The 15432-nt window shown below is 54.3% G+C and carries 10 protein-coding genes; 6 read left to right on the forward strand and 4 right to left on the reverse strand.

Translation table 11 applies throughout. The features are described 5' to 3' along the window. Window positions 1–24: 24 nt before the first annotated feature. From BB497_08695 to BB497_08705, 3 genes are all read right to left on the reverse strand, one after another. Window positions 25–243 carry a translation initiation factor IF-1 gene (locus BB497_08695; GenBank protein AVI62777.1) on the reverse strand — a complete coding sequence of 73 codons (219 nt, stop codon included), beginning with the start codon at window positions 241–243 and terminating at the stop codon, window positions 25–27. A 149-nt stretch (window positions 244–392) separates the two neighbouring features. Beyond that, a complete protein-coding gene (locus BB497_08700) occupies window positions 393–1127 on the reverse strand; it encodes an arginyltransferase (protein AVI62778.1) in 735 nt (244 codons plus the stop codon). A gap of 34 nt (window positions 1128–1161) precedes the next feature. Further along, complete coding sequence (locus BB497_08705) at window positions 1162–1908, reverse strand: leucyl/phenylalanyl-tRNA--protein transferase (protein AVI62779.1); 747 nt, start codon at window positions 1906–1908, stop codon at window positions 1162–1164. A 116-nt stretch (window positions 1909–2024) separates the two neighbouring features. Between BB497_08705 and BB497_08710 the strand changes: the two genes are divergently transcribed. After that, complete coding sequence (locus BB497_08710; GenBank protein ID AVI62780.1) at window positions 2025–5273, forward strand: cell division protein FtsK; 3249 nt, start codon at window positions 2025–2027, stop codon at window positions 5271–5273. A 175-nt stretch (window positions 5274–5448) separates the two neighbouring features. After that, window positions 5449–6102: an outer membrane lipoprotein carrier protein LolA gene (locus BB497_08715; GenBank protein ID AVI62781.1), complete on the forward strand. Its 654-nt coding sequence runs from the start codon at window positions 5449–5451 to the stop codon at window positions 6100–6102. A 41-nt stretch (window positions 6103–6143) separates the two neighbouring features. On the opposite strand, the gene BB497_08720 is transcribed toward BB497_08715, so the two are convergent. After that, window positions 6144–7478, reverse strand: a complete 1335-nt coding sequence (locus BB497_08720) for an AAA family ATPase (GenBank protein AVI62782.1) — start codon at window positions 7476–7478, stop codon at window positions 6144–6146. Window positions 7479–7786: 308 nt separating this feature from the next. Between BB497_08720 and BB497_08725 the strand changes: the two genes are divergently transcribed. The 4 genes from BB497_08725 to BB497_08740 all read left to right on the forward strand — a co-directional run bounded on the left by BB497_08725 (window position 7787) and on the right by BB497_08740 (window position 15422). Then, on the forward strand, window positions 7787–8332 hold the full coding sequence (locus BB497_08725; protein ID AVI62783.1) for a hypothetical protein: 546 nt from the start codon (window positions 7787–7789) through the stop codon (window positions 8330–8332). 116 nt (window positions 8333–8448) lie between these two features. Beyond that, window positions 8449–9252 (forward strand): glutamate racemase, encoded by an 804-nt coding sequence (locus BB497_08730; GenBank protein AVI62784.1) that lies wholly within the window; start codon window positions 8449–8451, stop codon window positions 9250–9252. Window positions 9253–9312: 60 nt separating this feature from the next. Beyond that, window positions 9313–10425 carry a tRNA (uridine(54)-C5)-methyltransferase TrmA gene (locus tag BB497_08735; GenBank protein AVI62785.1) on the forward strand — a complete coding sequence of 371 codons (1113 nt, stop codon included), beginning with the start codon at window positions 9313–9315 and terminating at the stop codon, window positions 10423–10425. A gap of 173 nt (window positions 10426–10598) precedes the next feature. Further along, window positions 10599–15422, forward strand: coding sequence for an NAD-glutamate dehydrogenase (locus BB497_08740; protein ID AVI62786.1), 4824 nt, complete (start codon window positions 10599–10601; stop codon window positions 15420–15422). Window positions 15423–15432: the final 10 nt, after the last annotated feature.

Raw genomic sequence — 15432 nt, forward strand, 5'->3', positions numbered from 1 at the left:
CTGCTCAACAAGCGTCATCAAGGCTTAGCGCGAACGGTAAACGATACGGCCTTTAGAAAGATCGTAAGGCGTCAGTTCCACTTTTACCTTATCGCCCGTCAGGATGCGGATGTAGTTTTTGCGCATCTTGCCAGAAATGTGGGCGGTAACGACATGGCCGTTTTCAAGCTCCACACGGAACATGGTGTTGGGAAGGGTATCAACAATAACGCCTTCCATTTCAATATGATCTTCGCGTGCCATATAGGCAGATCCTCACTTATTTAACGTAGTATTTAAGACAACGGTTAGTCGAACGGTCGCTTCGTAAGGCGTTATTATATCTCAGGCGCCGGAGAAACAGCGCTATATTGTGCCGCAAGCCCGCCGTCAAGGCAAAAAAGCTGGCAAGATTAGTCAATTAATGGTCGCCAGTGCCGTCCATCCAGTATCTCCATAGGCGAAAAGGCCCGTTTGTAGCGCATTTTTCGACACTCCTCAATCCAATAACCTAAATAGAGGTGAGGCAGTGCTTTTTGACGGCAGAGTTCGATTAATTTAAGAATTGCCAGCGTGCCAAGCGAGCGCTTGTCTAGCTCATCGCCCACCGCAAAAAACGTATAGATTGCAGAGAGGCCGTGTTCTAACTGATCAAAGGCGGCGACGGCCACTAGCTCCTCACCCAAATACATTTCCAACAACTGTGCATAAGGCTCATCAAGTGTGAGAAAGGTGCGGTACTGCTCTCGGCTGGGAGGGTACATGTCGCCGTCGGCGTGGCGTAACCGGATATAGTCAGCGTAAAGCGCGTAGTGCTCAGGTAAAAAGCGCGCAGGAATTACCCGCGTTGTAATATCCTGGTTGCGGCGTAAAATTTTTCGTTGCGTGCGGTTGGCACTAAAGTAGCTAACGGGAATACGTACCGAGCGGCAGGCATTGCAGCCTTCGCAATGCGGACGATACAAATGGCGGCCGCTGCGACGAAACCCTAACAGTGAAAGTGAGTCGTAAACACCTGGAATGGGCGACTCTTGGGGGTCTAAAAACAGCGTGGTAGCTTCTCTGTCGGGCAGGTAGCTGCAAGCGTGTGGCACAGTCAGGAAGAAGCGCAAATCCCGCACAGGGCGGCGAGGAGCGTTACTACTCACGGCTTGCCTCCTTGTTTAAACTGGTGTTCAGCCATTAGGGTTGATCAGCCAACGCTATGGCCGTTAGCCAGGGCGAGGTTGGCACGATGGGTGCTGTATGGGCTGAAGGTGTTAATCTAAATGCTTTTTCCGGCAACCACTTCTCAAGATAGTTGATGAATGTCTCCCGGGCGACCGTTGTTGCGCCAAGGCTGGCCAAATGAGGTGTATGCATTTGGCAGTCAATTAGTTCACCACCGTGGCTCTGCATGGCACGGGCTAAGTGGGCAAGGGCTATTTTTGATGCATCGGGAACATTTGAAAACATTGACTCACCGAAGAATACGGGCCCCATAGCTAACCCATAAAGACCGCCCACTAACTGATTTGCCTGATGCACTTCAATGCTATGGGCAATGCCTAGTTCGTGGAGGCGCTGATAAGCACTGCGCATATCGGCGTTGATCCATGTGGCTGACTCGCCCTGGCGAGGGGCAGCGCAGGCGTCAATCACTTGCTCAAAGTGTTGATCTAGCGTGATGCTAAAGCCACCATTACGTAGACGTTTGGCAAGGCTGCGGCGGAGTATAAACTGTGCAGGCTGCAAGACCATGCGCGGGTTAGGGCTCCACCACAAAATGGGTTCACCGTCGCTGTACCACGGAAAAATACCCCGCCGGTAAGCGTCAACTAGCCAGTTTGGGGAGAGTTCTCCCCCTGCTGCCAGTAAGCCGTTTGGCGAGTCGAGGGCCAGTGCGGTAGAAGGAAATAGCGGATGTGGCGATGAAAGCCAAGGTAGCATTGCTTGCTCCTGTTACTGAGCGCTTCAAGAAGCTCTGTGACGGCGCAAGGATGCTCGGTATGATGCAAACTCGCAAGTGGATTAAAGACGCCATTGAGGTGTAAAGGGAGAGTCGCTTGAAAGTAAATAAGGCGGTAGACAAGCGAACGCAGCGAAATTCGCGTCAACCATCATCATCAAGTTCTTCGGCCAGGGTGAAAGCTGCAAAGGATAAAGCCCGCCGGTTTGGTTTGCGCTTGCAAGGCTCGGTACGCGAAGGCGTCGTCGTGGTGTTGCTTGCGCTATGTGTGTTCCTGTTATTAGCACTGTTTAGTTACCACCCCGCAGATCCTGGCTGGTCGTATCAAGGGCCGGAAACCGATGTGCGTAACTGGATGGGCCCCGTGGGTGCGTGGCTTGCCGATGTTCTCTACTCGTTGCTGGGGGCCAGTGCACTATGGTGGCCGGGTATGTTGGGTTACGCCGCATGGTGGCTCATGCGCTCCCGCCAAGTACGTTTTGAAGTAGACCCCGTCGCTATTGCTGTGCATGCCGGTGGCTTATTGCTACTGATGTTTGGCACCACGATGCTTGGCGCGCTGCATTTTTATCACCCCAACAGTATTTTACCCTATGCCTCTGGCGGCATCTTAGGTGAGGGCTTAGTCGGCACGCTAAAGCCGTTGGTGAGCAGCGGTGGTGTAGGGCTAATAGCTGCCGCGCTTATTTTAATCGGCTTTCCGTTATTTAGCGGCATGTCGTGGTTGCAGGTCGCCGATGAGGTGGGGCGTCGGCTATGTAAGTTAGGTGGCTGGTTTAGCGCTCGGCGTGCGAAAGGGCAAGAGAAACGGGCCGAGCGCGCTGCTGTTCGTGCAGCGGCTAAAGCAGCTTCGCAAAAGGTAAAAGAGCGCTCTCGGGTCGATGAGCCGAAAGCTGCTGGATCTAGTTCAGTTGCTGCCGATACGCCTAAATCGAGTGTGATGGAGCCTAAACTGTTTGCCCAAGAGCACCATGTGGAGACCCCAAGCAGCGCTAAAAAAGATATCGAAAAAGAGACTGAATACGTTTTTGAAAAAGAGGATGAGGAGAGCGTTGAGAAAGCTCACAAGAAAGCAGCATTGGGTAGCACGGTAGCCGTAAGCTCAGAAGCTGGTAGTGATGAGTCTGAACCTACGCGTGTTCGCGGCCGTGAGCGGCGCGAGCCCAGTTTCTCCTCAGCGTTTGCAAGCGCTGATGATGCGCCCTCAGCCACGATGGATACATCCATTCCGTGGGAGGCGGCCGCGGCGCCTAAAGAGTGGCCCGCCGCTAAGGTAGAGCCGACAAAAGTGCCAGTTGAGCCAGCGCGTTCTGAGTCTACTGCTGTTGAGCCTGCTGCCACTGAGCCTGCAAAAGCGCCTGAGCCAACGCCTAATGAGTTGCCGCGGGCAGACGCTTTTGCGATGCGTACTAACACGCCTGATGAGCCCATTGAGCTGCGTGTGCCGCTGTCTGCTAAAGAACCAGAACCAAAATCAGAGCCAGAAACAGAACAGAATTTTGTATCTGAACCAAAGCCCAAACCAGAGCCTGTCTCTGAGCCTGAACCTGAGCAGCAGGCCCCTTTGCCTGCGGTATCGCCACGCCCCCCAGCTGATACGACTGATCCAGTGATGCCTATAGCAGCGGAATCCCGTCGCGAGCGTGTGCCGGAAGTTGTGCCTGAGCCAGTATGGGATGAAGACGAAGACGTCGCTCCATCCGCACCGGCGGTGACATCCGCGCGTCACGAGCCAACCTTCTCCGAGCCAGCCGAGGAGGAGGCTGATAACGGCCCCACGCTATGGACCGTTGAGCACCTGCAGAGCCAGCGCCCGGTGTTTGAAACCCTGGACGAGCCAGAAGGGGATGTGCCTAGCCTGCAGCTGTTAACGCCACCAGAGCCGCATCAGCCCAATTATACCGATGAGCAACTGTCGGATATGGCAGAACTGCTGGAAGTGCGACTACGCGAGTATGGGGTTAAAGCGGAAGTTGTCGATACGTGGCCTGGGCCGGTCATTACCCGCTTTGAGATTAAACCCGCCGCGGGAGTGAAGGTTTCTAAAATCAGCAACCTTGCTAAAGACCTGGCGCGCTCGTTGATGGTTAAGAGCGTTCGCGTTGTGGAAGTGATCCCAGGGCGACCAACGGTAGGTATTGAGATTCCCAACCCCCATCGGGCGATGATCCGTTTGCGTGAGGTGATCGACTCTGATCGTTACCAGCAGGAAACCTCGCCGCTTACCATGGCGTTAGGCCAAGATATTGGCGGCGGCCCGGTGGTGGCTAACCTGGGAAAAATGCCTCACTTACTGGTGGCAGGCACCACGGGTTCCGGTAAGTCGGTAGGCGTAAACGCCATGCTGATTTCGATGCTGCTCAAGGCCACGCCCGATGAGCTGAAGTTGATTATGGTCGACCCGAAAATGCTGGAGCTATCGGTATACGACGGCATCCCCCATTTGCTGGCACCTGTGGTTACCGACATGAAAGAGGCTGCCAATAGCCTGCGCTGGTGTGTGGCGGAAATGGAGCGCCGCTATAAGCTAATGGCTGCCATGGGCGTGCGCAATATCGCCGGATTTAATGGCCGCTTGGATGAGGCAGGGCGTGCAGGTGCCCAAGTGGCTGACCCGCTGTGGGAGCCGCAACCCTGGGAAATGCACCAAACACCACCCGTACTCGAAAAGCTGCCCTACATTGTGGTGGTAATCGACGAATTTGCCGATATGTTTATGATCGTGGGTAAAAAGGTCGAAGAGTTAATCGCGCGTTTGGCACAAAAAGCGCGTGCAGCGGGTATCCATCTCATTCTGGCTACCCAGCGGCCCTCTGTTGATGTAGTCACGGGCTTAATCAAGGCCAATATTCCGTCGCGGATGGCGTTTCAGGTCTCATCAAGGATTGATTCACGCACAATTCTGGATCAAGGCGGTGCGGAAAGCTTGCTAGGCCACGGCGATATGCTTTATCTGCCTGCTGGTTCTGGTCCGCCTAACCGTATTCACGGTGCCTTTGTAGATGATGATGAAGTCCACCGTGTGGTAGATGACTGGAAGCGCCGAGGTACGCCCGAGTATATTGAAGAAATTCTTTCCGGCGGCGTTTCAGCAGATGCATTAACCGGCTTAGAAGCCGACGGTGTAGATGGCGATGACGCTGAGCAGGATGCGCTTTATGACGAGGCGGTGCAGTTCGTTACCCAGACCCGCAAAGCATCGATTTCAGCGGTGCAGCGCCGTTTCAAAATCGGCTATAACCGGGCAGCACGGTTAGTGGAAGCCATGGAGGGTGCAGGGGTTGTGTCTTCAATGGGTACCAATGGTGCCCGCGAGGTGCTAGCGCCACCGCCTGTCGGTCATTAAAGCGGCAGTAGACGCGTTATAAATCATGCAACAAACGTGGAAGCCACGCCGTAGGTGAAACCCTACGGCGCTTTTCGCGTCATAGAAGCCACATGGAACGTCTTAATGCCGTTCGTTAGAATAACTGGCTTAAGCACGACCGCTTTTCGGCAATTATTGCCTAGGGAGTACAGTAATGCGCGATACTCAAATACGACGCACTTCACCATTAGTCTTGGCGGCCAGTGCACTGGGGTTAACCTTTGCATCCTCTGCTTTATGGGCAAATGACGCAGCCGAGCGCTTGACCGAACGACTCGACCCGCTAGAGAGCTATCACGCAACGTTTGAGCAGCAGATATTAGGTGGTGATGGCGAGCGTTTGCAGAGTGCACGTGGTGAAATGTGGCTCTCGCGTCCCGGCATGCTGCGCTGGGAAGTGGAAGCGCCGTATTCACAAATTGTGGTATCAGACGGTAGCGATGTCCATCTGTATGACCCGGACCTGGAGCAGGTAACCGTGCAGGCAATGGATAACCGAGTGTCTCATACGCCTGCGCTTCTGCTGTCGGGTAGCGCCTCTGATTTGACCGCCAGCTACGAAGTGTTTTACGAGCAAGATAACGGGGATGATGTGTTCACTTTGATTCCCTCTTCTGCGGATACGCTGTTTGAAGAGCTAAGCATGGTGTTTGATAACCAAACGCTGACCGAGCTATGGATGATGGACAGCACAGGCCAGCGTACCGCTATTACGTTCAGCAATATTACTCGTAATGGCAATATCGACCGCAGCCTGTTTGATTTTGACATTCCAGAAGGCACGGATGTGATCCGCGAAGGGTTCTAAGACCCCCTGTTTTAGCGACGTTTTCGACCATATCAGGCGCCTTAGGGCGCCTGATCTGCTTCTTGGTCACGCTGCTCCCGCCACGCCATTATCTCCCCAAAGCGTTTTTCCTGTCCTAGCGTACTGGGCTCGTAAAAACGGGCGGTGGGTAGTGCGTCGGGCCAGCAGCTATGGGCACTGCCCGCTGGATAACCGTCAGGTTCGTTGTGGGCGTAGCGATACCCTTCACCGTGCCCTAGCTGCTCCATGAGTTTGGTGGGCGCATTACGTAAATAGCTAGGTACTTCTAACTGTGGCTGCTGCTGGGCAAACTGTTTGGCCGCTTTCCAAGCGCGGTCAATGCGGTTGCTCTTGGGAGCTACTGCTAAGTGAATAGCCGCATGGGCAATGGCCCGCTGGCCTTCGTAATCACCCAAACGTAAATACGCATCCCAGGCGGAAATTACCAAGGGTAAGGCGCGGGGGTCTGCATTGCCGACATCTTCAGAGGCAATGGCGGTTAAGCGGCGCACGATGTCTAGCGGGTCGCCACCGCCTTGTATAAAGCGCGCCATATACAGTAAGGCTGCATCCGGGCGCGATGAGCGGATGGATTTATGAATCGCCGAAAGCAAGTCGTAATAGGCATCACCCTGCTTATCAAAGGCGCTTGATTGATGGCCGACCACATCGGCCAGCACTGCTTTATTAAGCACTTCCCGGCCATTACTCGGTTCGGTAAAGTCGCAGGCGGTTTCCAGCAGCCCTAGTGCGCGGCGAGCATCACCTGCGCTGGCGTGTGCAAGCGCTTCCAGTACGCCTTCCTCAATGTCGATAGCGCGTTTACCCAAGCCCCTCTGCTGATCGCTTAGCGCCTGGCGCATAACCGTTATCAACTCATCCTGACTGAGGGGTTTAAGGACATAGACCCGGGCACGGGATAGCAGGGCTGAGTTCACTTCGAAGGAAGGATTTTCGGTCGTCGCGCCAATTAGGGTCAGCAGGCCTGACTCAACGTGTGGTAGAAGCGCATCCTGCTGGCTTTTGTTTAAGCGGTGAATCTCGTCTAAAAAAAGCAGTGTCGGCGAGGTACTTTGTTGGGCACGCTCAACCGCCAGGCGAATCTCTTTTACCCCGGCCATCACCGCGCTCAGGTGTTCCAAGTGAGCACTCGAGGCACGCGCCAAAAGTTCTGCAAGCGTGGTCTTACCCACTCCAGGCGGCCCCCATAAAATCATTGAGCGCACCACACCAGACTCCGCCATGCGTCGCAGTGGTTTGTCTGGCCCTACCAGTGCTTGCTGGCCAACATAGTCGTCAAGCGTCAGCGGCCGCATGCGGTAAGCGAGCGGTGCATCCTCGGCGGGCGACGCAGGCTGGCGGTCAAAAAGATCCATGTAAACTTCCGTTGTAAATCGAGACGTTGAACAACACGCTATTAACAAGTGTCTGTGGTAAACAGTGACCTGTAAGACTACCTTTGGCTTAACCGACGAGAAAGCCTATCTGGACAGGCTTTAAACAACGCTAAAGAAAAAGCACCTGCGGTAGTCGCGGCGGCTGTCTAGCAATCGGCGCGGAACGCATGGTAAACAGTAATGCTAGTGTAGTTGAAACCAGTCAAAATCAGCAGATACCGCTGATGACCGCGTGCCAGGCTCCTGCTGGGGGCGGCAAGCATGACACTTATAGAGGAGACGGCACGATGTTAAACCAATTGCGTCTAGATCATGCCAATATGGCACGTATGCTCCATGTGCTTCAGCTTAAGCAGAAAACTCTGGCGTTGGGGGAGCGCCCTAACTTTCAGTTGATGCGCGAAGTGGTGGACTACATTCTTTCCTATATGGACGGCTTTGCCACCCCGCTAGAGCGGATATGTGTAGAGCGGCTAGAGGCCAAAGCGCCTGAACATCTCCCGCTGATGGAGCAAATGGCGGCTGACTATCGTGAGCTTAAACCGCGTCTGCAGCGGCTATCCAACGATATCGATATGATCTTAATGGATAATATTTTGCCGATGGATCGTTTCGCACAAGATCTAAAAGCCTACCTGGAGGCGCATCGCGCTTACTTGCGCCGCGAGCGCGAAGGCTTGTTTCCGCTTATCGACAAACACTTTAGCCCTGAAGATATGCAGGAACTCCGCGAAGCCCTGCCAGAAGGGGCCGAGCAGGAGTTGGAGCGCCTTCAGCATGCTTATCCCGAGCTATATGCCGAGCTGTGTGGCGCTGAGGTGCCATCGCTCTAGGAATTCAAGAACTCTTCAGCGCAGAGCGGGGCGTGTTAAACTTACGCCCCGCTGTTTATTAATGGCTTGGAGAGGGCTGGCGTGGCAAGAGCGTATGATAGGTTGGGAACGCTGACATGGTAGGCCCTGTGCTGATTTTTGATTCAGGTGTAGGTGGTCTTTCCGTCGCTAACTCGTTGCGTTTGCACTACCCCAAGGTGGCGATGTGCTATGCCTGTGATAATGCTTGGTTGCCTTATGGGCTACGTGACGATGACACACTGGCTAAGCGCATTGTAGCGGTTTGCCAAGCGGCGGTTGCGGCGTGTCAGGCCAGCCTGTTAGTGGTTGCCTGCAATACCGCCAGCACGCTGGCGCTGGAAGGCCTTCGTCAAACCTTAACGATTCCAGTGGTGGGTACGGTGCCGGCCATTAAACCGGCAGCGCTGGCAAGCAAGACACGCCATATTGGCCTGCTAGCTACCACCGCGACGGTTAATCGGCCTTACACGCAGAGGCTAATCGAAAGCTTTGCCAGTGACTGCCTGGTGACGAAAGTAGCGGCAGACGCACTGGTCTCGGAGGCGGAAGCGTGGCTAGCTGGGACGCCGCTTAACGCTACCCGTATTCATCAAGCGCTGCTGCCGCTATGGCAAGCCGCTCAGTCGACCCCCGCGCTAGATACTGTGGTGCTTGGCTGCACCCACTTCCCGCTGCTAAAACCTATGCTTGCAACGCTCACTCCAACGCCTCTGGCGTGGGTTGATTCCGGCGATGCCATTGCTCGACGAGTAGGTCAAATAGCCAAACAGCTGGCCTTTAGCATGGCTGACGGCCGCTGTTTTACCACTGCGCCAGCGGATGCGCTGATTGACGGGTTCGCCCGCTATGGTTTTCGAGCGCCGCAGCGTTTAACCCTGCCCGACGCAGAGGCAGTGTAGTAGCCCATCTTCTTAGTTGCCCAAACGGTTAATGATTACCCATCTTTAAGAGGAGCCACCTTGGCGATCCCCACTGTCGATCCAGAACGCTACGCTGAGCAGCTAGCCGAAAAACGTACTTATATTGAGAGCACCTTCGCCCACTTTGCGCCCCCTGAGCTTGAAGTGTATCCCTCGCCGCCAAGCCACTACCGCCAACGCTGCGAGTTTCGTATTTGGCATGAAGAGGATGACCTTTTTTATGCCATGTTCGAGGTCGATCCAGAAAATCCCAAGAACAAAAAAGTGGTGCGCCTTGATCAGTTTCCGGTTGCCAGTAAGCATATCAATGCGCTGATGCCACGCTTGCGCGAGGCGTTTCTAGCCAGCGATGAGCTACGTCGCAGGCTGTTTCAAGTGGAGTTTCTGACCACGCTTTCAGGGGAAGCCTTGGTCACGCTGATTTACCACCGCCCGCTAGAAGATGCTTGGGAAGCAGAAGCGCGTGAGCTAGAAAAAGCGCTGGGCATTATGATTATTGGCCGCTCGCGCAAGCAGCGCATCGTCCTCACCCAGGACCACGTTTGGGAGCGCTTAACGGTAGATGGCCGTCCGCTGCACTACCAGCAAGTAGAGAACAGCTTTACCCAGCCCAACGCAAATATCTGTCAAACCATGCTGAGCTGGGCGCGTGAAGTGACCGCTGGCCGCCAAACAGAAGACTTGGTAGAGCTTTATTGCGGCAACGGCAACTTTACCATCGCTTTGGCGGATAACTTTCGCCGCGTGCTGGCGACTGAAATTTCCCGCACTTCGGTGGCTAGCGCTAACGTCAACCTGGAAGCGAATAGCGTGACCAACGCCCAGGTGGGCAGAATGTCTGCAGAGGAGTTTTCCTCAGCGCTGAAAGGCGAAAAAGCTGGCCGCCGGGTGGCCGAGATGGGGTTGGAAAGCTACGATTTTTCTACGGTGCTGGTCGATCCACCGCGGGCAGGCTTAGACGAGCAGAGCTGTCAGCAAATCAGCGAATACGAACAGATCGTCTATATTTCATGCAACCCTGCAACGCTCGCTGAAAATTTAACCATACTGACTAAGACCCACCGCATAGAACGGTTCGCGCTTTTTGATCAGTTTCCCTTTACCCATCATTGTGAATGCGGGGTATGGCTCACGCGGCGTACGGCAGTGTGATCGTCAAATGTCAATAGTGCTTATGATGCACAAGCGGCATACACCATGAATAACCTGTCAGATGGTTAGGGTGGCGGCCACGGGTAGCGTAAGCTAGTGAGCAGCGTGGCCTAAAGGCCTATTGTTCTTCGTTTTTTGGCCATAGTCATGGCCCCAGGCAGTCGAGGTGATGGATGCATTACGTTGCGATTGAAGAGAGTCGGCAGGATCTTTTAAAGCAGCTACAAGAGCGATTGAAAGCGCGATTGGAGCCTGCACGCGCGGCAGATGTTGAAGCTTTCGCTCGGCACTTTTATGCCACGGTTCCCGTTGAAGACTTGGTTGATCGTCGGCTCGACGATCTCTATGGCGCCACGCTATCGATTTGGCAGTTTCTGCAAAATCACGACCCCCTAAGCCCCAAAGTACGGGTGTTTAACCCCGATTTCGAAGAGCATGGCTGGCAGTCTACCCACACTTTTGTGGCTGTTTTACATGAAGATATGCCATTTTTAGTCGACTCAGTGCGTATTGAGTTAAACCGCCGTGGTCTAACGGTGCATGCTATTCAAAATGCCGTCTTCGCTGTTGCGCGTAATGGCCAGCATCAGCTAAAAGAGCTTGCCTCGCCACGGGATGAAGATGCGCCGGAAGCGCGGGAATCGCTCATCGTCATTGAGGTAGATCGCCATACTGACCCTGACGCATTGGCTAACATTGAAAGCAAATTGCGCGACGTACTGCGGGATGTGCGCACCGCTGTAGGTGATTTTGACGCAATGTGCGGCCAAATAACCACTGCGATTCAAGAGCTTGAAAAAAACTGCCCACCACAGATCGACCCAGATGATCACGAAGAAGCCATCGCTTTTTTAGAGTGGTTGCTTAAGGACAACTTCACCTTCCTGGGTTACGACGAGTACTTACTGGAAGGCAATGAGTTACAGCGTGATCCCAATAGCGTGCTAGGTGTTTTCCGCCTTGATCAGCCGCGCTATCGGGAGCGTATTCGTACCGAAGAAGGTATCGATGAACATAACGACTATGTGCTGGTGCCTCAGCTACTGTCGTTTGCCAAAAGTGCCCACCACTCTCGGGTACACCGCCCCACGTATCCTGATTACATCACCGTTGATCGCTACGACGATGATGGCAATGTCATCGGTGAACGGCGTTTCTTTGGCTTGTTCACTTCTACGGTGTACAACGAATCTCCGCGCAACATTCCGCTGTTGCGTCGTAAGTTGAAAGCCGTTATGGATATTGCCGGTTTCAACCCGCACGGACACAACGGCAAACAGCTGTTTCAAGTGCTTGAAGTGTATCCCCGTGACGACCTGTTCCAGATTAGTACGGAATCGCTGGCCAGCACTGCGTTGGGTATTCTTAATATTCGTGAGCGCCGACAGGTACGTCTGTTTATTCGCGCGGATGTCAGCGGTAAGTTTTACTCTTGCTTAGTTTTTGTACCTCGGGATGTGTTCTCTACTGATCTGCGCCAGCGTATTCAAAATATGCTGTGTGACGAGCTAGATGCCCACTTTGGCGACTTCAATACCTATTTGTCGGAGTCAGTGCTGGCGCGTATTCAGCTTATTTTGCGCTTTAACGGTGATGCGCCTAGCCAGTACGACCTTAAACGTCTGGAAAGCAAAGTGGCACGCTTAGCGCGCAGCTGGCGCGATGACCTGCAGGCCGCAATGATCGAAGGGTTTGGCGAAGAGCGTGCCAATCTACTGACTGAGCAGTTCCAAGAGGCGTTCTCAGCCAGCTACCGTGAAGATTTTAATGCCCGCACGGCGGTGTTTGATGTACAGCATCTGTTGGATTTAGATGGTGGCGCAGACCTTTCGCTGTCGCTCTATCGCCCTCTTGAGGAGCAAGCGGGCGGTATGAACCTGAAGCTGTACCACCGTGAGTCGCAGATACCATTATCCGATGTTTTGCCGATGATGGAGAACTTAGGGCTGCGGGTGATTGGTGAGCGCCCCTACGATATCAACGCCCCTCAGCAGCGCTATTGGATTCATGACTTTGAGCTTGAGCACAGCCGTGAAGGTGTGAACTTAAGCGAAATGCGCGATACCTTCAGCGAAGCGTTTAAGCGTATTTGGGCAGGTGAAGCAGACAACGATGCCTTCAATCGGCTGATTATTGGGGCAGGGGTAGATTGGCGCGAAGTGGCCATGCTGCGCGGCTATGCCCGCTACTTAAAGCAGATCCGCTTTGGCATGTCCCAAGACTACATCGCGGCAACACTGGTGAATTACCCGGCGATTACCCAAGGGCTGGTTGAGCTGTTCCGTCTGCGCTTTGACCCAGCGCATCAGCAGAGTGCAACCGACGACTGTGTGGCCCGTTTAAACGAGCACCTGGAGGGCGTGGCGAGCTTAAACGATGATCAATTGTTGCGCCGTTTTATGGAGCTTATTCAAGCCACGCTGCGTACCAACTACTACCAGAAAGCTGATAACGGCGGCTTTAAAGACTACATCGCCTATAAGCTTGAGCCATCGAAAGTCACGGGCATGCCCAAGCCCCGCCCGGCGTTTGAAATTTTTGTTTGTTCGCCAAGAGTAGAAGGCGTACACCTGCGCGGTGGCAAAGTAGCGCGGGGTGGCTTGCGCTGGTCTGACCGTCTGGAGGACTTCCGCACCGAGGTGCTCGGCCTAGTTAAAGCACAACAGGTCAAAAATGCAGTCATCGTGCCGGTAGGCGCAAAGGGCGGCTTTGTGTGTAAGCGCATGCCGGAAAATGCCGACCGTGAAACGCAGCAAAAGGAAGGTATCGCCTGTTACAAAATCTTTATCCGCGCGCTGTTAGATGTCACCGACAACCTCGTAGGTGGTGAGGTAGTGCCGCCACAAAACGTCGTGCGCCACGATGAAGATGACACCTATCTAGTTGTGGCCGCTGATAAAGGCACCGCGACTTTCTCGGACATCGCCAACGAGATCTCGGTTGAGTATGGACACTGGCTGGGGGATGCGTTTGCCTCTGGCGGCGCCAATGGCTACGACCATAAGAAAATGGCGATTACCGCCCGCGGAGCCTGGGAGTCTGTTAAACGCCACTTCAAGAACCTCGGCATCAACACCCAGCAAGACCTGTTCACGGTAGTCGGTATTGGAGATATGGCCGGTGACGTGTTCGGTAATGGTATGCTGCTGTCGGATAAAATTCAGCTGGTGGGGGCGTTTAACCACCTGCATATTTTTGTCGACCCCAATCCGGATGCAGACGCCGCCTTTGCTGAACGTACGCGCCTGTTTAACCTGCCCCGCTCCAGTTGGGAAGACTACAGCGTAGAGTTGATTTCCAAAGGCGGCGGCGTGTTTAGCCGTAGCGCTAAATCCGTCGCCATCAGCCCTGAAATGCAGCAGGTATTTGGCATTCAAGAAACACGCCTATCCCCCAACGACCTGATTCGCGCCATGTTGAAAGCCAAGGTCGACCTGCTTTGGAATGGCGGCATCGGGACCTACGTGAAAAGCTCCGATGAAACCGACGCTGACGTGGGTGATAAAGCCAACGATGCACTGCGCATTAACGGCACTGAGCTGCACTGCCGAGTGGTAGGTGAGGGCGGTAACCTCGGCTTTACTCAGCGTGGGCGGATGGAAGCCGCCGCCAACGGCGTGCGGGTTTACACCGACTTTATTGATAACGCGGGTGGGGTTAACTGCTCCGACCACGAGGTCAATATCAAGATATTGATTGATGAAGTGGTTAAGCGTGGCGATATGACCGACAAGCAGCGCAACCAGCTGCTGGCGGATATGACAGAAGAGGTTGCTGATCTGGTTATTTTGGATAACTATCGCCAAACCCAGGCGCTTGACCTCTCGGAAATCCTTTCCCAGCAGGGAATGGGTCCCTTCCGCCGCTTTATCAGTGAGCTTGAGTCTGCCGGGCAGATCGACCGTGAACTTGAATTCTTGCCCGCTGACGATGTGCTGAAAGAGCGTGTCAGCAACAACCAGGGGATGCGCTTGCCGGAGCTGGCTGTGCTGATCTCCTATGCTAAGAGCACTCTGAAAGGCGATTTGATCAACTCAGATATACCAGATGATCCCTATATTCATCGCCACTTAGAGCGCCTGTTCCCGGCCGTGTTGACTGAGCGCTATCAGGGTGAGATGTATGAGCACCGCTTGAAGCGTGAAATCGTTGCTACTCAGGTGGCAAACGATTTGGTCGATCACATGGGCATTGTGTTCGTTCGCCGTTTGATGGATTCCACGGGAGCCGGGCGGGCCGATATCGCGCGTGCTTACATCGTTGCCCGTGATGCATTTAATCTGCCTGCCCTGTGGGCGCAGATTGAAGCGCTGGATAACCAAGTGCCGAGTCGTGTGCAGTACTCGATGATGCTCGAACTGATGCGCATGATCCGTCGTGCTACTCGCTGGTTCCTGCGTACCCACCTGGGGCTTTCTACTCACGATGCCATTGAGTTCTTTGGCCCGCGTTTGGCGCAGCTGCAAGAGGCTATTGGCGAGTTGCTAAGCGGTGAAGAGCAGGCTGCTTGGCGCAAGCGCTGTGATGAACTGCAGGAAGCTGGCGTGCCGGAAGCGTTGGCATCAACGGTGGCAGCGGCACCAAGCCTCTACGCTGGCCTGGGCATTATTCAAGCGGCACGAGTCACCAATGAGAAGCCCCAGCGGGTCGCCGAAGTGTTCTACGAGATCGGCAGCCGCCTGGAACTTCCCTGGATGATCCAGCAGGTAACTCACCTAGAAGTGCGCGATGCTTGGCAAGCGCAGGCAAGGGAGTCCTTCCGTGACGACATCGACCGCCAGCAGTTAGCGCTTACCACAAGCGTGCTGAAACTTGAGGTGGGCAGTCGCGATACCCAAGAGCGTGTCGCCCAATGGCTAGAGCAGCATGCTGAGCTGCATCGTCGCTGGTGCCGCTTGATTGATGAGGTTCGTGGCGGCAGTGAAGGTGGCTTTGCACTATTTGCCGTTGCTATTCGTGAACTGGTGGATCTCGCAGAGAGCGATAGCGAAGCGTAAATCTTACGCC

Source organism: Halomonas sp. GFAJ-1, assembly GCA_002966495.1.
Taxonomy (GTDB): domain Bacteria; phylum Pseudomonadota; class Gammaproteobacteria; order Pseudomonadales; family Halomonadaceae; genus Vreelandella.

Excerpts from the sequence above, each read along its gene's own strand:
- BB497_08695 (AVI62777.1), bottom strand. The coding sequence starts at position 243 with ATGGCACGCGAAGATCATATTGAAATGGAAGGCGTTATTGTTGATACC.
- BB497_08705 (AVI62779.1), bottom strand. The coding sequence starts at position 1,908 with ATGCTACCTTGGCTTTCATCGCCACATCCGCTATTTCCTTCTACCGCA.
- BB497_08715 (AVI62781.1), top strand. The coding sequence starts at position 5,449 with ATGCGCGATACTCAAATACGACGCACTTCACCATTAGTCTTGGCGGCC.
- BB497_08720 (AVI62782.1), bottom strand. The coding sequence starts at position 7,478 with ATGGATCTTTTTGACCGCCAGCCTGCGTCGCCCGCCGAGGATGCACCG.
- BB497_08725 (AVI62783.1), top strand. The coding sequence starts at position 7,787 with ATGTTAAACCAATTGCGTCTAGATCATGCCAATATGGCACGTATGCTC.
- BB497_08730 (AVI62784.1), top strand. The coding sequence starts at position 8,449 with ATGGTAGGCCCTGTGCTGATTTTTGATTCAGGTGTAGGTGGTCTTTCC.
- BB497_08740 (AVI62786.1), top strand. The coding sequence starts at position 10,599 with ATGCATTACGTTGCGATTGAAGAGAGTCGGCAGGATCTTTTAAAGCAG.